16 protein-coding genes are annotated in these 20,440 nt (G+C 64.1%); 10 read left to right on the top strand and 6 right to left on the bottom strand.

Going from position 1 to position 20,440, the window contains the following annotated elements:
* Window positions 1-51: 51 nt before the first annotated feature.
* The 10 genes from LB568_RS16695 to LB568_RS16650 all read left to right on the top strand — a co-directional run bounded on the left by LB568_RS16695 (window position 52) and on the right by LB568_RS16650 (window position 13,313).
* Window positions 52-654 carry an ANTAR domain-containing response regulator gene (locus LB568_RS16695; protein WP_013893260.1) on the top strand — a complete coding sequence of 201 codons (603 nt, stop codon included), beginning with the start codon at window positions 52-54 and terminating at the stop codon, window positions 652-654.
* Window positions 655-656: 2 nt separating this feature from the next.
* Complete coding sequence (locus LB568_RS16690; RefSeq protein ID WP_224730697.1) at window positions 657-1,895, top strand: CmpA/NrtA family ABC transporter substrate-binding protein; 1,239 nt, start codon at window positions 657-659, stop codon at window positions 1,893-1,895.
* A 355-nt stretch (window positions 1,896-2,250) separates the two neighbouring features.
* Complete coding sequence (locus LB568_RS16685) at window positions 2,251-3,567, top strand: CmpA/NrtA family ABC transporter substrate-binding protein (protein WP_224730696.1); 1,317 nt, start codon at window positions 2,251-2,253, stop codon at window positions 3,565-3,567.
* 103 nt (window positions 3,568-3,670) lie between these two features.
* Complete coding sequence (ntrB, locus tag LB568_RS16680; protein ID WP_023778436.1) at window positions 3,671-4,561, top strand: nitrate ABC transporter permease; 891 nt, start codon at window positions 3,671-3,673, stop codon at window positions 4,559-4,561.
* Between the two features lie 10 nt (window positions 4,562-4,571).
* The gene (locus tag LB568_RS16675) at window positions 4,572-5,369 is read left to right on the top strand and encodes an ABC transporter ATP-binding protein (protein ID WP_224730659.1); all 798 of its coding nucleotides are present in this window, start codon (window positions 4,572-4,574) and stop codon (window positions 5,367-5,369) included.
* 4 nt (window positions 5,370-5,373) lie between these two features.
* Window positions 5,374-7,824 (top strand): nitrite reductase large subunit NirB, encoded by a 2,451-nt coding sequence (gene nirB, locus LB568_RS16670; protein WP_224730658.1) that lies wholly within the window; start codon window positions 5,374-5,376, stop codon window positions 7,822-7,824.
* A gap of 217 nt (window positions 7,825-8,041) precedes the next feature.
* Window positions 8,042-8,371: a nitrite reductase small subunit NirD gene (gene nirD, locus LB568_RS16665; protein WP_013893254.1), complete on the top strand. Its 330-nt coding sequence runs from the start codon at window positions 8,042-8,044 to the stop codon at window positions 8,369-8,371.
* Window positions 8,372-8,373: 2 nt separating this feature from the next.
* A complete protein-coding gene (locus tag LB568_RS16660; RefSeq protein ID WP_224730657.1) occupies window positions 8,374-11,268 on the top strand; it encodes a nitrate reductase in 2,895 nt (964 codons plus the stop codon).
* A 207-nt stretch (window positions 11,269-11,475) separates the two neighbouring features.
* The gene (locus LB568_RS16655) at window positions 11,476-11,790 is read left to right on the top strand and encodes a hypothetical protein (protein WP_224730656.1); all 315 of its coding nucleotides are present in this window, start codon (window positions 11,476-11,478) and stop codon (window positions 11,788-11,790) included.
* Window positions 11,791-12,401: 611 nt separating this feature from the next.
* The gene (locus tag LB568_RS16650) at window positions 12,402-13,313 is read left to right on the top strand and encodes a hypothetical protein (protein WP_140570755.1); all 912 of its coding nucleotides are present in this window, start codon (window positions 12,402-12,404) and stop codon (window positions 13,311-13,313) included.
* Window positions 13,314-13,687: 374 nt separating this feature from the next.
* Here the strand turns inward: LB568_RS16650 and LB568_RS16645 are convergent, their stop codons facing one another.
* The 6 genes from LB568_RS16645 to LB568_RS16620 form a co-directional block, all read right to left on the bottom strand.
* A complete protein-coding gene (locus LB568_RS16645) occupies window positions 13,688-15,202 on the bottom strand; it encodes an aldehyde dehydrogenase family protein (RefSeq protein ID WP_013893250.1) in 1,515 nt (504 codons plus the stop codon).
* A 180-nt stretch (window positions 15,203-15,382) separates the two neighbouring features.
* A complete protein-coding gene (locus tag LB568_RS16640; RefSeq protein ID WP_224730655.1) occupies window positions 15,383-16,657 on the bottom strand; it encodes an RNA polymerase sigma factor in 1,275 nt (424 codons plus the stop codon).
* A complete protein-coding gene (locus tag LB568_RS16635; protein WP_013893248.1) occupies window positions 16,654-17,028 on the bottom strand; it encodes a YciI family protein in 375 nt (124 codons plus the stop codon). The genes LB568_RS16640 and LB568_RS16635 overlap by 4 nt, the downstream gene beginning before the upstream one ends.
* Window positions 17,029-17,134: 106 nt before the next feature.
* A complete protein-coding gene (locus LB568_RS16630; protein WP_224730654.1) occupies window positions 17,135-18,226 on the bottom strand; it encodes a DNA topoisomerase IB in 1,092 nt (363 codons plus the stop codon).
* Window positions 18,227-18,422: 196 nt separating this feature from the next.
* A complete protein-coding gene (locus tag LB568_RS16625; protein WP_013893246.1) occupies window positions 18,423-19,361 on the bottom strand; it encodes a glycosyltransferase family 2 protein in 939 nt (312 codons plus the stop codon).
* Between the two features lie 146 nt (window positions 19,362-19,507).
* Window positions 19,508-20,392 carry a transglutaminase family protein gene (locus tag LB568_RS16620; RefSeq protein ID WP_224730653.1) on the bottom strand — a complete coding sequence of 295 codons (885 nt, stop codon included), beginning with the start codon at window positions 20,390-20,392 and terminating at the stop codon, window positions 19,508-19,510.
* Window positions 20,393-20,440: the final 48 nt, after the last annotated feature.

The raw sequence follows: 20,440 nt of genomic DNA, 5'->3' as shown, positions 1-20,440 counted from the left end.
ACATGGCTATGCCGCATTGCACAATTTGACGGCCTTGCCCACAATGCAGGCATGATCCGCCCCGCTCTAGCCGTCCTGGTGATCGATGAAAATCGCATCCGCGCCTCGATAATCGAGGCCGGCCTGCGCGAGGCCGGCCATCAGCAGGTCACCGTCATCCACGATGTCACCGGCATTGCGCGGCGGATCGCCGAGATCGAGCCTGACGTCATCGTCATCGACCTCGAAAACCCCAACCGCGACATGCTGGAAAACATGTTCCAGCTGTCGCGCGCCGTAAAGCGCCCGATCGCCATGTTCGTCGACCGCTCCGACCAGGCCTCGATCGAGGCCGCGGTCGATGCCGGCGTTTCGGCCTATGTCGTCGACGGCCTGCGGCAAGAACGCGTCAAGCCAATCCTCGACATGGCCGTCAGCCGCTTCAACGCCTTCTCGCGCATGGCGCGCGAACTGGAAGAGGCGCGCAGCGAGCTGGAGAGCCGCAAGGTGATCGACCGTGCCAAGGGCATCCTGATGAAGTCGCGCGGGCTGACGGAAGAAGCCGCCTACACGCTGCTGCGCAAGACCGCGATGAACCAGAACCGCAAGATCGGCGACATCGCCCAGAGCCTGGTGACTGCCGCCGGGCTGCTGGGACCGGCGGAGGACGAATGACGATGGGCGCCGAGCACCAGATCACCGCCGGCTTCATGCCGCTTTTCGACAGCGCCGTGCTGGTCGCCGCCGGCGAGCTTGGCTTCGCCAGGCGCGAAGGCATCGACCTGACGCTGCATCGCGAGACCTCCTGGGCCAATATCCGGGACCGCATCGCTATCGGCCACTTCCATCTCGCGCATATGCTGGGACCAATGCCGCTCGCCTGCAATCTCGGGCTGACGCCGCTCGCTTCCGAGACCATCGTGCCGTTCTCGCTTGGTCTCGGCGGCAATTGCGTCACCATCTCCAATGCAGTGTGGGAAGGCATGGCGGCGCACGGCGCGGCGCCCGATCTCGATCCGGCGCGCGCGGGTGCGGCACTTGGCGCGCTTATCCGCGAACGCGCGGCCGCTGGCCACGATCCGCTGCGCTTTGCAGTCGTGCACCCGCATTCAGGGCATAATTACGAACTGCGCTACTGGTTGGCCGCTTGCGGCATCGATCCCCAGCGCGAGATCGAGATCGTCATCGTGCCGCCGCCGTTCATGGCCGACGCGCTGGCCGCGGGCCGCATCGACGGCTATTGCGTCGGCGAGCCCTGGAACAGTGCCGCGGTGGCGGCCGGCACCGGCCATATCGTCACCGTCAAGGCGCTGTTGTGGCGCAACAGCCCGGAGAAGGTGGTCGGCGTGCGCAAAGCCTGGGCCGAGCAGTCCCCCGAAGCCCTGGCGGCGCTCTTGCGCGCACTGCATTATTCGGCGCGCTGGTGCCAGGATCCGGCGAACCGCACCGAATTGGCCGATGTGATGGCCAAAGCTGGTTTCCTCGGCCTGCCGCCGGCTGTCCAGATGCCGATCCTCACCGGCCATCTCCAGTTGGGTGGCGGGGCGGACCTGGATATCGAAGACTTCTTCGTGCCCTTCGACAAGGCGGCGAACTTCCCGTGGAAGAGCCATGCCTTGTGGTTCTATACGCAGATGGTGCGCTGGGGGCATGTCGCGCACACGCCCGACAATCTCGCCATTGCCCGCGACTGCTACCGTCCCGACCTCTACCGTTCGGCGCTGAAGCCGCTGGGCGTGGCGCTGCCGGGCGCCAATTCGAAGGTCGAGGGCGCGCTCAAGGCCGCAACCGCGGTCGGCGCGACCGGGGCGGGCCTGGTGCTTGGCCCCGACGGTTTCTTTGACGGCCAGATCTTCGATCCGGACCAGATCGAAGCGTATGTCGAGAAGCAGAAATCGGCCCGCGCGAAAGCTTGATCGTTTCCGCGCCATTCTTGTGCATTGCACAAAAATTGTGCGCGCGATTGCTCTACTGAACAATCTTTGGTCTGCTCGCCATAGCGCCTGACGCGTCGACGACCGGCGTTTATCGATGATTTCATTGATATTTTTCCCTCATCGTCAAACTGGCATGGTTCCTGCTTTGAAATAATCAGGCCCTTCGCGGGTCACGGAACAGGCGTCCAATGGCGGGCGCTACAGGCAAAGCTGCCGCTCAGGTCAAGACGCGATCCGGATTCCCGGACGCGACGACCTGGCCGGCGGCTTTTTTGTTTTTGGGTCAATCGACGGCGCGGATCGCGTTCAACCGGAGACGACGATGAAGAAGACAATGAAGAAATTAATCGGCACCGGCACAACGCTCGGGGATGTGACACGTCGTGATTTTCTGGTCAGCAGCGCGATGACGGCCGGCCTGTTCATGGCCGCCCGCAAGCTCTTTCCGTCCGGCGCCCATGCCGCTACCTCCGCCCCGGAAGTCACTGGCGCCAAGCTCGGCTTCATCGCGCTGACCGATGCCGCACCGCTGATAGTCGCCAAGGAGAAAGGGCTGTTCGCGAAATTCGGCATGCCCGATGTCGAGGTGCTGAAACAGGCCTCGTGGGGCGCGACGCGCGACAATCTGATGCTCGGCGGCGCCGCCAACGGCATCGACGGCGCCCATACACTGACGCCGCTGCCCTATCTCATGCACACCGGCAAGGTGACCCAGAACAACCAGCCGATGCCGATGGCGATCGTGGCGCGGCTCAACTACGACTGCCAGGGCATTTCGGTGGCGCAAGAATATGCCGCCACCGGCGTCGGCCTCGATGCCTCGAAGCTGAAGGACGTCTTCGCGGCCAAGAAGGCGGCCGGCAAGGACATCAAGGCCGCCATGACCTTCCCGGGCGGCACCCATGATTTGTGGCTGCGCTACTGGCTCGCCGCCGGCGGCATCGATCCCGACAAGGACGTCTCGACCATCGTCGTGCCGCCACCGCAGATGGTGGCCAACATGAAGGTCGGGAACATGGACGTGTTCTGCGTCGGCGAGCCGTGGAACGAGCAGCTCGTCCACCAGGGCGTGGGCTTCACCGCCGCCACGACGGGCGAGTTGTGGAAGGGCCATCCGGAAAAGGCGCTCGGCCTGCGCGCCGAGTTCATCGACAAGTACCCGAACGCCACCAAGGCGATCCTGATGGCCGTCATGGAAGCCCAGCAATGGTGCGAGGCCACGGAGAACAAGGACGAGATGGCCGCCATCATCGGCAAACGGCAATGGATGAACGTGCCGGTCGCCGACATCATCGGCCGCCTCAAGGGCGACATCAACTACGGCAATGGCCGCGTCGCCACCGGCACCGATCTCTACATGAAGTTCTGGAAGGGCGGCGTCTCCTATCCCTTCAAGAGCCATGACAGCTGGTTCCTCGCCGAGAACATACGCTGGGGCAAATTCGCGCCGACCACCGACATCAAGGCGCTGGTCGACCAGGTCAACCGCGAGGATCTGTGGCGCGAGGCGGCCAAGGATCTCGGCATTGCCACCGCCGATATCCCGGCGTCCTCCTCGCGCGGTGTCGAGACCTTCTTCGACGGCAAAGTCTTCGACCCGGCCAACCCGTCAGCCTATCTCGACAGCCTCAAGATCAAGGCTTCGGCCTGACCAGCGCAAACGGCGCGTTGCGCCGTTATCGTCCCCAGCGCAACGGCACCGTTCGTGCCGTCGCACTGGCCCTCACCATCTGCCCACGGAGTTTTTCCCAGACATGTCTATCCAGACGATCGAGGACACCAAGGTGAAGGCCTTTCCCGCCAAGCCGGCCGAAGTCATCGCCTTCACGGTCAAGGCACGACGCCGCTTCGATCCGGTCGCGATCGTCGGAAAGCTGGCGAGCACCCTGGTGCCGCCGGTCGTCGTCATCGCTTTGATGCTCGTCGTCTGGCAAATCGCCTGCTCGTCGCCGACATCGAGCCTGCCGCCGCCCAGCCAAGTGTGGAACGAGGCCTACGACCTCATCGCGCATCCGTTCTTCAACAACGGCCCGCAGGATATCGGGCTGGCCTGGCGGGTGCTGATCTCGCTGCAGCGTGTTGCCATTGGCTTCGGCATGGCGGCGGTCGTCGGCGTTGCGCTTGGCGCGCTGGTCGGCCAGTCGATCTGGGCGATGCGCGGCCTCGATCCGGTGTTCCAGATCCTGCGCACCGTGCCGCCGCTCGCCTGGCTGCCGCTGTCGCTGGCCGCGTTCCGCGATTCCAGCCCGTCGGCGCTGTTCGTCATCTTCATCACCTCGATCTGGCCGATCATCATCAACACCGCCGTCGGCGTGCGCAACATCCCGCAGGATTACCGCAACGTCGCCCGCATCCTGCGGCTCAACCCGCTCGAATTCTTCATCAAGATCATGGTGCCGGCCGCGGCACCCTACATCTTCACCGGCCTCAGGATCGGCATCGGCCTGTCGTGGCTCGCCATCGTGGCCGCCGAAATGCTGACGGGCGGCGTCGGCATCGGCTTCTTCATCTGGGACGCGTGGAACTCGTCGCGGCTGCCCGACATCATCGTCGCGCTCGCCTATATCGGCGTCACCGGCTTCTGCCTCGACCGCCTGGTCGCCGCGGTCGGCGTCTTCGTCACCCGCGGCACGACGGCAAAGTGAGGAGAGCGTGATGACCGCCTATCTGAAACTCGACCATATCGACAAGTCCTTCGCCCGCGGCGGCCAGGTCAGCGAGGTCCTGAAGGACATCCGGCTGACCATCGACAAGGGCGAATTCGTCTCCATCATCGGTCACTCAGGCTGTGGCAAGTCGACCTTGCTCAACCTGATCGCCGGGCTGAGCACTGTGTCCGCTGGTGCCGTGCTGCTCGAGAACAAGGAGGTCGACAGCCCCGGACCCGAGCGCGCCGTGGTGTTCCAGAACCATAGTCTTTTGCCGTGGCTGACGGTCTACGAGAACATCAACCTGGCGGTGTCGAAAGTCTTTGGCCGTTCCAAAAGCAAGGCCGAGCGGCATGACTGGATCATGCGCAATCTCGACCTCGTGCAGATGGCGCATGCCAGGGACAAGCGGCCGGCGGAAATCTCGGGCGGCATGAAGCAGCGCGTCGGCATCGCGCGCGCGCTGGCCATGGAGCCGAAGATCCTGCTGCTCGACGAGCCGTTCGGCGCGCTCGACGCGTTGACGCGCGCCCATCTGCAGGACGCGGTGATGGACATCCATTCCAGGCTCGGCTCGACGACGATCATGATCACCCATGATGTTGATGAGGCGGTGCTGCTCTCCGACCGCATCGTCATGATGACCAACGGCCCGGCCGCGACCATCGGCGAGGTTCTTCCCGTGCCGCTGGCCCGCCCCCGCCGGCGCATCGAACTCGCCTCGGATCGCACCTTCCTGCGCTGCCGCGAGGCGGTGCTGAAATTCCTCTACGAACGCCACCGCTTCGTCGAAGCCGCGGAGTAGGCCAATGACCGAAAAACTCGTCATCATCGGAAACGGCATGGCCCCTGGGCGTATGCTGGAGCACCTGTTGGAGCAAGCGCCGGGCCGCTACCAGGTCACCATCTTCAACGCCGAGCCCAGGGTGAACTACGATCGCATCATGCTGTCGCCGGTGCTGTCCGGTGAAAAGGCGTATGAGGAAATCATCATCCATGGCGATGGCTGGTACATCGCCAACAACATCACGCTGTACAAGGGCCACAAGATCGTCGCTATCGATCGGGCAGCGAAGACCGTCACCTCGGACCACGGCGTCACCGAACCCTACGACAAACTGGTCATCGCCACCGGCTCGGTGCCGTTCATCATCCCGGTCCCGGGCCACAATCTGCCCGGCGTGCTCACCTATCGCGACCTCGACGACGTCCAGGCGATGATGCTTGCCGCCCAGTCCAGGTCCAAGGCCGTGGTTATCGGCGGCGGCCTGCTTGGCCTCGAGGCCGCGGCGGGCCTGAGCGCCCAGGGCATGGACGTCACCGTGCTGCACGTCATGCCGACGCTGATGGAGCGCCAGCTCGATCCGGCCGCCGGCTATCTCCTGCAGCGTGCGGTCGAAGAACGCGGCATCAAAGTCGTCACCAAAGCCAATACACAGGCAATTACCGGCAACGGGAAGGTCGAGCAAGTCGAACTCACCGACGGCACCGTCATCCCGGCGACTTTGGTGGTGATGGCGGTCGGCATCCGGCCCAATGCGGCGCTGGCCAAGGAGGCGGGCATTGCCGTCAATCGCGGCATCGTCGTCGACGCCGGCATGCGCAGCAACGACCCCGACATCTTCGCGCTCGGTGAATGCGCCGAGGTCAACGGCATGGTCTATGGGCTGGTGGCGCCGCTCTACGAGATGGCGCGCGTTGCCGCAAGCCAGCTCGCCGGCGACGAAGCCGCTGCCTTCGTCCACATGGACACGCCAACCAAGCTCAAGGTTACCGGCATTGACCTGTTCTCGCTCGGCGATTTCGCCGAAGGCGAGGATCGCCAGGAGATCGTGCTGCGCGACGCCGCCGCCGGCGTCTACAAGCGGCTGGTGCTCAAGGACGACCGCATCATCGGCACCGTGCTCTATGGCGAGACGGCGGACGGCGCCTGGTTCAACGACCTCAAGAAGAAACAGACCGACATATCGCAAATGCGCGATACGTTGATCTTCGGCCAGTCCTACCAGGGGGGTGCCCCGCTGGACCCTATGGCGGCCGTTGCAGCCTTGCCGGATGATGCGGAAATCTGCGGCTGCAACGGCGTCTGCAAGGGCAAGATCACCAGTACGATCACAGCCAAGGGCCTGACCTCGCTCGACGACGTCAGGGCCCACACCAAGGCGTCGGCCTCCTGCGGCTCCTGCACCGGGCTGGTCGAGAAGCTGATGGTGCTGACCATCGGCGACAACTACAACCCGGCCGCCGTACAGCCGATGTGCGGCTGCACCACGCTCGGCCATGACGAGGTGCGCCGGCTGATCAAGGCCAAGGGGCTGAAGACCATTCCCGCCGTCATGCAGGAACTGGAGTGGACGACCTCCTGCGGCTGCGCCAAATGCCGGCCCGCGCTCAACTACTACCTCGTCTGCGATTGGCCGGACGAGTACGCCGACGACTATCAATCGCGTTTCATCAACGAGCGCGTCCACGCCAACATCCAGAAGGACGGCACCTATTCGGTGGTGCCGCGCATGTGGGGCGGCGTGACCAATGCGGCCGAGCTGCGCGCCATCGCCGATGTCGTCGACAAGTTCGAGATCCCGATGGTCAAGGTCACTGGCGGCCAGCGCATCGACATGCTGGGCATCCGCAAGGAGGACCTGCCGGCGGTGTGGGCCGATCTCGGCCAGGCCGGCTTCGTTTCCGGCCACGCCTACGCCAAGGGCCTGCGCACGGTGAAGACCTGCGTCGGTTCCGACTGGTGCCGCTTCGGCACGCAGGATTCGACCGGGCTCGGCATCCGCATCGAGAAATTCATGTGGGGCTCGTGGACCCCGGCCAAGGTCAAGATGGCAGTGTCGGGCTGCCCCCGCAACTGCGCCGAGGCGACCTGCAAGGATGTCGGCGTCATCTGCGTCGACAGTGGCTACGAAATCCATTTCGCTGGGGCCGCCGGCCTCGACATCAAGGGCACCGAAGTGCTCGGCCTCGTGAAGACTGAAGACGAGGCGCTGGAGCACATCGTGGCGCTGACGCAGATGTACCGCGAGCAGGGCCGCTATCTCGAGCGCATCTACAAATGGGCCAAGCGCATCGGCATCCCCGAGATCAAGCGCCAGATCATGGATGATGCGGACAAGCGCAAGGCCTATTACGACCGCTTCGTCTTCTCGCAGAAATTCGCCCAGGTCGATCCGTGGTCGGAGCGCGTTTCGGGTAAGGACAAGCACGAATTCCGGCCGATGGCTTCGGTCGGGTTTGCCGAAGCGGCGGAGTGATGGAGATGTTTGCGCGAGGCGCCCCCCTCTGGCCTGCCGGCCATCTCCCCCGCAAGGGGGGAGATCGGATGTCGTTTCGGTTTTCGCCAATCTCCAAAGCCGGCAGCTGGATGCCACCGTCGAAGCTGCCAATCTCCCCACTTGAGGGGGAGATGTCCGGCAGGACAGAGGGGGGCGCCTGGGCATTTACACATCAAGCAGAGCCGGGAGCGCCCACATGAACTGGATCGCAATAGGCACCCTTTCCGACATCCCGCGCCGTGGCGCGCGCTGCGTTGCCACGCCTGAAGGCAAGGTCGCTGTCTTCCGCACCGCCGACGACCAGGTCTATGCCATCGATGACCATTGCCCGCACAAAGGCGGGCCGCTTAGCCAGGGCATCGTCCATGGCGCCGCGGTGACCTGCCCTCTGCACAATTGGGTGATCTCGCTGGAGACGGGCAAGGCGCTCGGCGCCGACGAGGGCGCGGTCCGCACCATCCCGGTGAAACGGGAAGGCGAACATCTGTTCATCGCGCTGGAAGCGCTGGCCAGCCGCGCGGCCTGAACATGGACATTGAAGCAGCGCGCGAGGTGAGGACCACCTGCCCCTATTGCGGGGTAGGCTGCGGCGTGCTGGCGAAGGTTGCCGCGGACGGGCAAGTGTCCGTCCGCGGCGACCCCGACCATCCCGCGAATTTCGGCAGGCTCTGTTCGAAAGGTTCGGCTTTGGCCGAAACCATCGACCTCGACGGCAGGCTGCTTCATCCTGAAATCCACGGCAGCCGCGCCGGCTGGGACGAGGCGCTCGACCTTGTCGCGTCGACCTTCTCGCAAACCATCGCCGAGCACGGACCGGATGCGGTCGCCTTCTACGTCTCCGGCCAGTTGCTGACCGAGGACTATTACCTCGCCAACAAGCTGATGAAGGGTTTTGTCGGCTCGGCCAACATCGACACCAATTCGCGGCTCTGCATGGCCTCGTCGGTCGCCGGCCACCGCCGCGCCTTCGGCTCCGACACCGTGCCGGGGAACTACGACGATCTCGAGCTTGCCGACCTGATCGTGCTGGTCGGCTCCAACCTCGCCTGGTGCCATCCCGTCCTCTACCAGCGCATCGCCGCGGCCCGCGAAAAGCGGCCGGACATGAAGATCGTGCTGGTCGACCCGCGCCGCACCATGACATCGGACATTGCCGACATGCACCTGGCGATCGCGCCGGACGGCGACGTCGCCTTGTTCACCGGTCTGCTCGCCTGGCTCGGCCAGCACAATGCGCTGGACCGCGGCTATATCACCGCGCACACCACCGGCTTCGGACAAGCGCTTTTCGCCGCCTCGGCGCTCGATCTGGCGGGCGTTGCCGCAGCGACGGGCCTCGGCGAAGACGAGCTTGTCCGTTTCTACAGCCTGTTTGCCGCGACCGCCAAGACGGTGACCGTCTACAGCCAGGGCGTGAACCAGTCGTCCTCCGGCACCGACAAAGTCAACGCCATCATCAACTGTCATCTCGCCACCGGCCGCATCGGCAGGCCGGGCGCCGGACCATTTTCGGTGACCGGCCAGCCCAACGCCATGGGCGGCCGCGAGGTCGGCGGCATGGCCAACATGCTCGCCGCCCATATGGAGATCGAGAACCCCGAACACCGTGACCGCGTGCGGCGCTTCTGGAATGCACCTGCTGTCGCGCAAAAGCCTGGCCTGAAGGCGGTCGAGATGTTTCAAGGCGTGGCCGACGGGCGCATCAAGGCGCTGTGGATCATAGCCACCAACCCGGTCGATTCGATGCCGGACGCCGATGCCGTCGAGGCCGCGATCAAGGCTTGCCCGTTCGTCGTGGTCTCCGACGTGCTGGTGAGCACCGACACCGTCCGCCACGCCCATGTCCGGCTGCCGGCCGCCGCCTGGGGCGAGAAGGACGGCACTGTCACCAATTCCGAGCGCCGCATCTCGCGCCAGCGCGCGTTTCTCAGCCTGCCCGGCGAAGCGCGGCCCGACTGGTGGATCATTGCCGAGGTGGCGCGTCGGATGGGATTTGGCGAAGCGTTTGCGCATGAGACGCCGGCGGCGGTTTTTGGCGAGCATGCCGCGCTGTCGGGCTTCGAGAACGATGGCGCGCGGGATTTCGATATTGGTGCTTATGGGGGTGTCGATGCGGAGGAATACGACGCGCTGGCGCCTTTCCAATGGCCAGCGCCGAGCCCAGGCACCCCCCTCTGGCCTGCCGGCCATCTCCCCCGCAAGGGGGGAGATCACCTATTGTCGCGGCCTTCGCCAATCACCAGCGACGCAGGAAACCTGCCGGCGTCGAAGCTGCCAATCTCCCCCCTTGCGGGGGAGATGTCCGGCAGGACAGAGGGGGGTGTTCAAGCTCGACATCGGTCAGAAAAGGACCCTGAGCCTCGACCCGAGGAGGGCATTCAGACCAGGCACCCCCCCTCCAACACCCGCTTTTTCGCCAACGGCAATTTCTATACCCCCGACCGCAAGGCGCGCTTCATCGCCATCCGCGCCACCACGGAAATCCACACCACACCTGACTTCCCACTCGTCCTCAACACCGGCCGGATCCGCGACCATTGGCACACGATGACGCGCACCGGCAAAAGCCCGCGTCTGTCCCAGCACATCGCCGAGCCCTTCGTCGAAATCCATCCGGCGGATGCAGAACACCATGGCATTGGCGATGCCGACATCGTGCGCATCTCCAGCCCGCGCGGCGAAGTGTTCGCGCGTGCGCTGATCACGGCCCGCCAGCGCCGTGGCAGCCTCTTCGCGCCGATGCACTGGACCGATCAGTTCGCCGCCAAAGGACGGCTCGACACGCTTACCGCGCCGCTCACCGATCCAATCTCGGGCCAGCCGGCGCTGAAACACGTCGCGGCCCATATTGAGAAATTTGCGGCCAGGGCCTTTGGTTTCGCGGTGACGCGGCAACATCCCCAGGCAATAGCCGCTCCCTATTGGGCGGCAGCCCGCTGCAAGGGTGGGTGGCGGGTCGAGCTTGCTTTCGCCGGGGCCGAGGTCGATTGGACGGGCTTTGCCCGGTCACTGTTTGGTCTGGAGCCGCGAGCAGAAATGCTTGCCTATCACGACCGCGAGGCCGGCCAGCATCGCATTGCCGCTTTTGATGGCGAGCACCTCGCCGGCGCCTTGTTCGTCGCGCCAGGTCCGGTCGCTGTGTCGCGCGGCTGGGCGGCTGAACAGTTGGAAACATCCCACGCCGGCCAACGCGAACGCTTCCGCATCGTCGCCGGTCGTGCCGGCGCCGAACGGCCCGATGCCGGCGCGACCGTCTGCTCCTGCTTCACCGTCGGCGTCAACCAGATCGTGACTGCCGTGGCGGCCGGCTGCACGACCGTCGAAGCCATCGGCGATGCCCTGAAGGCCGGCACCAATTGCGGCTCCTGCCGGTCCGAGATCCGCGCCATCATCCTGGCCAACCGCGTCCAGGCCGCCGAATGAGCTGCGTCCAAGGCGTTTGACCGGCCGCCGATCACAATCTGTCAACTTTGCGTTCCTTGCCCTCTAACGAGTTGGAACGCCCTCTATGTGGATTACAGGGCCACGAACCGCCGGCGATGAGAGGATCATCGCGACGCGACGGAGTGGATGGCCCGCGATTGGAAAGCGATACCTTTACCGCTTTTTCCGCTGAAGGGAGGCGCGACCATGCGCAGTTTCACACCGAAGATCATAGCAATCGCATCTCTTCTGGCGGCGATGCCTTTATCGAGTGCCTACGCGGTGCATCGCCACCGGGTCGAACCGAGCGGCATGTCCGTCGAGGCAAAAGTGGTCCTGGATCAGTTGCAGGGCGTCAAGCAGGGGATTGTCGAGGCAAGGGTTGCAAAAGCGATCACCCCTGAGCAGGAGCACGACCTGATGATGCAGGCCGATAGCATTCAACGCTCGGCGACCGGCAGCGACTACCGGGTCTTGCTCAGCCAGATCGAGAAGCTGGACCAGCAGCTGCAAAACGATTAGGGCGGCGGCTTCTACATCGGCGACGGCGCCGATGGCGGCTACTACCCGAACGGCTGACGCAGGCCGCCAAGGAATGTGCGGCGCCTCCGGTGAACTTCGGTGGCGTCGGCTTTGGAGCCTCCAGCCCTCTGGAATCGAAACTTCAGTCATGTTGGTCTGCGGTGGCGGCCGGAAGCTTGGCGGCGTGATCTGGCTGGCGGTTTCTGCGAAGGCATTGGCCTGAACCGCAAACATGCCGAAGCGGCCAGCAGCATCAGCCATGTTCCACGCGCCGGCGGCCCGCCAAGAACAAGCAGGTCGCCGGCATTTTTGCCAATCACGATCTTCTTTCGATAGTCCACTCAGTCACTCGCATTTCGGAGTAGAACGCGGCCTGCACTCATGTCCGAAAGGCGTGCCCCCGCCGCTCGGAATGACGCGGAAACTATGCCTGGCCCTGATGAAGGTCAATTCAACGGGGGGCCGTTCGGCCGACTATCATTGGGAGGGGTTTTCCAAGCCATAGCAATCAGTTAGCGGACTGGACCATGCCCCATCGCCGTAGCTCCATGCCTTGGCTGGCCTGTTCTCCACAATTGGTACGTCTGGACAGAAGTGTTGAAGACTGAAAAATGGGAAACGTAACTTCGCCATGCGAGTTTGATTCAAGCATCAGGAGACCAGCGCTGAATCTGGAAGACATAGCCCGACATCCGGCCCTGCACCGCTACGTTCAAGAACAGTCGAAGGCGCTGATCCGAATCTATGAGGAGAGCCCGCGGCTGGCGTCCATTTTTGCCACGCAGCAGCGCTGGCTGATGGGTCATGCCGGTCTGGCCATGCACTTCAGGCGCGACCCTAACGACCGCCGCAAGGAACTGACCGTATCGCGCTTCATCGAGGTTGTGCACAAGAACGAGGTAGCCAGCCGCAACACGGCAGACGCTTTCATCAAGGAGATGCTGCACTACAACATCGCCGAGTATGTGGCGGGTGGAGACGGTCGCACCCATCCCCTGCAACCGACGGCGGCCACCATCGAGAGATTCACCGGCTGGGTGATCGCCCATCTGCGCACGCTTGACCATATCGACGGCGGCGACCGGCTGGCCAGATACCTGGACCGGCCCGACATGCTTGCCACGTTGCAGCCCCTGGTGGCTGACGGCCTGCTTGCCTCAAAGCCAGTGCGCGAACCCAACCAGACCTTTTCCCTGTTCATCTGGCTCAACAATGGCGGCATCGTCATGGACTGGTTGATGTCAGGCATCGATCCCGATCATGCCGACCTGGAGCGGATTCCGACCAGCGTGGTTTCGATCGGCGACTTCGCCAAATGGCTCAAGCTGTCGCGGACCCATCTCGGCCGCAAACTGCGCACCGCCGAGGAACTCGGCAGCATCGGCTGGCTCGGCCAGCGAGGCCATTCGGTGATGTGGGTATCACACGGATTCTACGAGGAATACATGACCGTCCAGGCCGCCAAGCTGGCCGTCGTCGACGATGCCTTCAAAGCTTGCTTCCCGCCATCGCAAGGCAATTGAGCAATGCCGGGCATCGAAGCAATTCCAGGAAAAGTGTGAGACGGCTTCCCTCCCACAAACCAACGAGATCATGCGGTTCGGCGTTTTCGTGGAACGCTGAACCGCTTGCGTCACCTCTCCGGCAGGCGGATGATCCGGGCGGCATCCCCCATACGGGAGATGCACAAATCCGGCATGGCAGGTAGACACTTTGATTGCCGCCGCCTGTGCGGCGTTACCGTCGGTGAGAAATCCGCATGAAAAGACGCTACGAAAGGCCAACGCCGGACAAGCGCGAAAGACTGTCCAGCGTTACGGCGTTGTGTACGCCCTCCACCTGTGTCGATTCATGCTCGCCGAGCACCGACACTGATCTAGGGTAAGCCCCGACTGTCTCAATCGATGTCGAACGAGACACCCTGGGCAAGCGGCAGCGCCTTGGAATAGTTCACCGTATTGGTGGCGCGCCGCATATAGGCCTTCCACGCATCGGAGCCGCTCTCGCGGCCGCCGCCGGTTTCCTTTTCGCCGCCGAAAGCACCGCCGATCTCGGCCCCCGACGTGCCGATATTGACGTTGGCGATGCCGCAGTCCGAACCGTCAACCCCGAGGAAGCGCTCGGATTCCTGCAGGTCACGGGTGAAGATCGACGACGAAAGGCCGGCGCCAACCGCGTTGTGCTCGTCGAGCACGGTATCGAAATCCGAATATTTCATCACATAAAGGATCGGCGCGAAGGTCTCTTCCGTCACCGGCGAGACCTGTTTCGGCATCTCGACCAGCGCCGGGTGCACGTAGTAGGCGTCCGGATGACCGTTCTCGAGCCGCGCCCCGCCAGTCACCTTGCCGCCATGCGACACCGCTTCCTTCAAGGCCTTCTGCATGTTGTCGAAGGCAGCCTTGTCGATCAGCGGCCCGACCAGCGAAGAGGTCTCCAGCGGGTTGCCGACCGAAACACTTTCGTATGCCTTCTTCAGACGTGGAACCAGGGCGTCATAGACGCTGTCATGCACGAACAGGCGCCGCAGCGTCGTGCAACGCTGGCCGGCGGTGCCCATCGCTCCAAAGGCAATCGCGCGCAGCGCCATGTCGAGGTCCGCCGTCGGGCAGACGATGCCGGCATTGTTGCCGCCGAGCTCCAGCACGGCGCGCGCGAAGCGCTTGGCCAGGCGTGGCCCGACGTCCCTGCCCATACGGGTCGAGCCGGTGGCCGAAACCAGCGGCACCTTGGGATGGTCGACCAGGATCTCGCCGACCGCACGATCGCCGATCAGCACCGGCGCCAGGCCCTGCGGCGCGTCCGCGCCGAAGCGCTTGACGGCGCGCTTGAAGATCGCCTCGCAGGCAAGTGCGGTCAGCGGCGTCTTCTCCGACGGCTTCCACACCACCGCGTCGCCGCAGACCAGCGCCAGCGCTGCGTTCCACGACCACACCGCGACCGGGAAGTTGAAGGCCGAAATGACGCCGACGACGCCGAGCGGATGCCAGGTCTCCATCATGCGGTGGCCCGGACGCTCGGTGGCGATGGTCAGGCCGTACAATTGCCGGGACAGACCAACGGCGAAATCGCAGATGTCGATCATCTCCTGCACTTCGCCGAGGCCCTCGGACGGGATCTTGCCGACCTCGATCGACACCAACCGGCCGAGCTCGGCCTTGTGCGCACGCAGTTCCTCGCCAAGCAGGCGCACCAGTTCGCCTCGCTTCGGACCCGGAACCAGCCGCCAGGACTGGAATGCCTTGTGCGCGGCATCGATGGTCTTGGCCGCCTCAGTCGGCGAGATGGTCTTCAGCGCCGCGATCTCCTCGCCCGTCACCGGGCTGCGCACGATCAGGTCGCCGCCAACAAGCGCGTCCTTGGCGACACCCAGTTTCGCCAGAAGTTCGGCCGTTTCCTTCGCTATGGTCATTTTTGTCCCTTTCAGATCCCGTTGCTCAAATGGCTTCGGTCAGAGCTTCGCGCCCAGTTACCCGCCTGCCGGCTGGCATCTCGGGCACAGTCATGGCGTGGCATTACGCGTTTCAGGGGGAAATCGCCACCCCGGCATGGTCCAAGCCCAACCTGCACGATTGAGCCAGGCAGACGGAGCTCAGTTGGCCTTTTTTGCCGGCGCGCGCACGGCGCCGTCCTTCATCAGGCGGTCGATATGCATGCGGATATGGGCCGCTTCGGCCGCCGTATTGGCAAGCGCGATGGCGCGGTCGAAAGCGATGCGCGCCTCGTCGCCCCTGTCGAGCTGCATCAACAGCCCGCCCTTGAGGCCGAAGAAGTGGAAATAGCCGGAAAGCCTCGGCTCCAGCGGTTCGATCATGGCAAGGGCTGCTTCCGGGCCGCTCACCTTGGAGACCGCAACCGCGCGGTTGAGCGTCACCACCGGCGATGGCTGCATCTGTTCGAGCAGGCCGTAAAGCAGGTCGATCTCCACCCAGTCGGTATCCTCGGCCTTCGTAGCCCGGGCGTGCAGCGCCGCGATCGCCGCTTGCACCTGATAGGGACCGGGCTTGCGATGGCGCAACGCCTTGTCGACCAGCGCCAGCCCTTCGTCGATCATCTTGCGGCTCCACAGGCAGCGATCCTGGTCCTCGAGCAGCACGATCTCGCCGTCTTCGTCGAAACGGGCCGGCGCGCGCGCATGCTGCAGCAAAAGCAGCGCCGTCAGGCCCATGATCTCCGGTTCGGCCTGGAACAGCCTGAGCAGCAGCCGAGCCAGCCGGATTGCCTCCTCGCAGAGCGGTGCACGGGCTGGCGCCTCGCCGCTGTTGGTCGAATAGCCTTCGTTGAAGATCAGGTAGACCATGGCCGCCACCGCAGCCAGCCGTTCCGAGCGCTCGACCGCGCCCGGTGTCTCGAACGGCACGCCGGCGTCCGCGATGCGTGCCTTGGCGCGGGTGATGCGTTGTTCCATGGCGCTTTCGCCGACCAGGAAGGCGCGCGCGATCTGCTTGACGGTGAGACCGGAGACGATGCGCAGCGCGACGGCGATCTGCTGTGTCGCGGGCAAGTCAGGGTGGCAGCAGATGAACAGGAGCCGCAGGATGTCGTCGCGGTAATGCGCGCCGTCCAGCCGCTCGGCGATATCGCTTTCGGCATCCTCCAGATCGGAGATCTGGTCCTCTTCCGGCATCGGCGCCTGCTTGGCGCGCTTGCGCACCGCGTCGATGCCGCTGTTGCGGCCGACGAAGATCAGCCAGGCCGCCGGGTCGCGCGGCGGCCCGTTCTGCGGCCAGTTCTTCAATGCCCTGAGGCAGGCATCCTGGAAAGCTTCCTCCGCGGTATCGAGATCGCGGAAATAGCGCAGCAGCGCGCCCATCGCCTGCGGGCGGGCGGCGCTGATCGCGGAGCTGATCCAGGCAAGTTCGGTCATACGGCAACCCTGGTGGGATTGAAGATGGAGACCGGCCGGATCTCGTAGGAACCGCCGCTCGGGTTGACCTCGGAGAGTTCGCGCGCGAATTCGACCGCCTCGTCGAGATCGGCGCAATCAAGCGTGTAGAAGCCGAGGAACTGTTCCTTGGTCTCGGCGAACGGCCCGTCGATGACGACCGATTCGCCCTTGACCTTGCGCAGCGTCGTCGCCGCCGTCGTCGGCAAAAGCCGCGCTACCGGGCCGAGCCGGCCGGCGTTGGCGTATTTCTGCTGAACGTCGAGGAGATCGGTCATGACCTTGTCGTCCTGCTCCTTGCTCCAGGAGCAGACGACGTCTTCGGAGGCATAGCAGAGGATGGCATAAAGCATGGGCGGTCCTTTTCTGTATCAAAGGACGAAACAGTAAGGCCGATCCCGACATGACGTCGATAAAAAAATCCGACGGCTTTGGATTTGGCGCCGCTGGCAACCGCAATCAACCTTCATGTGCCCTCAACCATCTCAGCACGAGCGCTTCCTCCTCGTCGAGACCGTCGATGGAACGCTTGTGCCTGTTGGCTTCGGCTATTTCGGCAAGTAGGCGCCCCTGTGACCAGGCTTCGAGGACCCGCGGGTGGATATAGCATTTTCGGCAGACGGCGCGAGTGTTGCCCAACCGCTCGGCCACCTTGTCGATGACGCTGTTCATCACACGCTTTTGCTGCGCCTGGCTTTCGGGCAATTCCGTCTGCGCAAACAGCGAAGCGGCACGGATGGTGCCGCCCCATGTGCGGAAATGCTTCGAAGTGAATGCGTCGCCCGCGGCCTGCCGGATATAGAGGTTGATGTCCTCCGAACGGACCGGCCGTCTGTTGTCGTCCTCGTCCAGGTATTGGAACAGTTTCTGGCCAGGCAGGTCCTGCGCGCCCCGTACGATCCCGGCGATGCGGCGATCGACCAGTTTCAATTTCCATTCCTTCCCGGACTTGCCCTTGAAGGCGAACCGCAGGCTCGATCCCTTGATGTCGACATGCCGATCCCGCAATGTCGTCAGTCCGAAGCTCTTGTTGTCGCGGGCGTAGGCGGCATTGCCGACGCGTATCATCGTGTTGTCGAGCAGCCATACGACCGCGGCGACGACGCGTTCCAGCGGCAGGCCGTGGCGGCGCAGGTCGCTGTCTATCCTGCGCCTCAATTCCGGCAGGCTTTCGGCGAAGGCGACGAGGCTCGAATATTTGGCGCTGTCGCGTTCTTCGGCCCATTGCGGATGATAGCGATACTGCTTGCGCCCCCGCTGATCCCTTCCGGTCGCCTGGATATGCCCATTGGCGTCGGGCGAGATCCAGACATCCGTCCACGCCGGCGGGATGACGATAGCCTCGATACGTGCCCTGGTGGCATCCGAGACCGGTCGCCCGTCCGGTCGCTCGTAGGAAAATCCCTTGCCTGCCTTCAGCCGGCGAATACCGGGCTCGGCATCGCTGACATAGGTCAGCGCAGCGTGCTCGGCCGAGGTTTGCGCCCCGTTCTTCGGCGCAGCGCAGCTGCCGGCCGACATGCCGCGCGATAATCCGGATCTCCGCAGCATGACGGCTCCACGCAAATACCCGTACATAAGCCGTTGGCTGACCGCTGGTTCCACCGCCGGCCGCAAAGTCGATGGTAACCGACATCCGTCGGCCGGCGAGATGCAGGGAATCCAGAGCAATTCGAGGAAAAATATGAAACGGTTTCCCGGGAAAAGCGCAGCGCTTTCCCCTTGGGAGTTGCGTCAAAAGAAAGAGTTAGAGGGCGCCTTGCAGCTCTATCCGTGGTGCCGACAGACGGCACCGTACGGCGAGCTTCAGCCTGTAGCGCAGGCAGCGCCACGCTTCCGACCGCCGCTTCGGCGCGGCTGCGGCCACCGCCAGGAAGCGCGCGGCGGTGTCGAGGTCGCCGCGTGCATAGTGGACGCGCGCGATCTTGAGGGCGACAAGCCCCTCCCTCGTCTTCAGCGCCGAGACCGGGATGTTGCAATCGGTGAGCGTGCGCAATTCCCGGCGCCACTCCAGGAAGCGCCGCACCGGGTTGATCGCGAAACGATCGTCGGAACGGGCCGGCGAAACCTCATAGACCATGACGGGCTGCGGGATCATGGCCAGTGACGCCTTGCTCATCAGCCGCGCCCAGAACAGCGTGTCCTCGTCATAGGCAAGGCTGACCGGAAACCGTGTTTCGCCGATCAGGCGCCGAGATGCCAGCACGCTGCCAACGGCCACCGAACGTATATCGCCTTTGACATAGGCCGAAGCGTTTGCGAGGCAGGCGTCCTGATAGCCGTTCGGCACCTTGATCTGCCGGTCCTGGCCATTCACGCGTCGGCGGTAGGCGCCAACGATCATGTCGGCTTTCGGCTGGCTCTGGGCCTGCCGCAGCAGCGCGCGCAATCCACCTTGAAGATGCAGGTCGTCGGCGTCGATCAGATATACCCAGGGATGAAGCGCCTGCGCCAGCGCCCCGTTGCGGGCGCCACCGGCATCGCGGCAGTCGGCCGGCAACACGCGTAGCGGCAGCGACAGTTGCGCCGCCGCCCGCCTTGCGACCGCCGCCGTGTCGTCCGTCGATGCGTCGTCGACCAGCAGGATCTCGCCGATGACCTCGGCCTCGCCCCGCAGCGACGCCAACGTTGTCCCAATGGTAGCCGACGCGTTGTGGGCAGGAATGACGACGCTGACCGCTTTCAATTACAAAATCCCGCGCCTGCGCGCTCTAGCAGTATAATGGCTGTGCCCTCGAAACGAACATAGAATAGCGGCCCCTTCGATGTTTGAGAAGCCGCTTCATCCACCGCATTTGCAGCGACAGGGTGCGCCTCCTGTTTCGGTCCGCCTCACGCCTTTTCAAGGGCGACCGGAATGACGTCGACAGCCTGCTCGCCGACCTGCCCGCCGGTGGTCTTCAACACACCGACGATCGGTGCCACGTCCGAATAATCGCGGCCGAAGCCGACCGTGATATGGTCGTTGCTGGCCCGCATGCCGTTGGTCGGGTCGAACTCCTGCCAGCCAGCGTCGCGCCCGCACCACACCTTGACCCAGGCGTGCATGGCATCGGCGCCTTCCAGCCGTGGCTTCCCCTTCGGCGGAATGGTGCGCAGGAAGCCGCTGACATAGCCGGCCGGAATGCCGAGCCCGCGCAGTCCGGCGATCATGATGTGCGAAAAATCCTGGCAGACGCCACGTTTCAGCTTGAAAGCATCGCTGGCCCGGGTCCGCACCGTGGTCGCCTCGCCATCATAGGTGAAATCGCGATGGATGCGGTTGCACAGGGTCATCGCAGTACCGGCGGCCGAATTGCTGACGCTGTCCTGCGCATAGGCGGTGATCGCGGCATCGATGCCCGCATGGCTGCTGGCAGTCAGAAAGTGATGCGGCGAGGCAGACGCCAACGACCGCACCACGGCGAGTTCCTGCCTGAGCCGGCCGATATCGGGCGACACATCGAGCCCCGGCTCGGGCCGCGACACCGAAACGCGTGCGCTCATCCTGATGTCGAGCGCGTCATGCGCGTCGCGAAAGGCGATCGAGGTAACGCTGTTGCCGAAGAAGTCAGAGAAATCCGACCGTTCGTTGGGCGCCGGCGCAAAGGACAGGGATGCCGCAATGACGCGCTGCACGCCGGAAATCGTCGACGGCAGAACACGGATCTGATGACGGCCGCCGCCGGCCGCCGCTGCGTAGTCGTAATGGAGATGAAGCCTGATGTCGTAAAGCATGCCCTACTTTTCTTGTCTTGGCTCGGGTTCCGGTCGCAAAACCGTGCG

The sequence above is a fragment of the Mesorhizobium sp. B263B2A genome (assembly GCF_020165775.1).
GTDB lineage: Bacteria > Pseudomonadota > Alphaproteobacteria > Rhizobiales > Rhizobiaceae > Mesorhizobium > Mesorhizobium opportunistum.
Note: the sequence above shows the minus strand (reverse complement) of the source record. Positions and strands in the feature narration are given on the sequence as shown.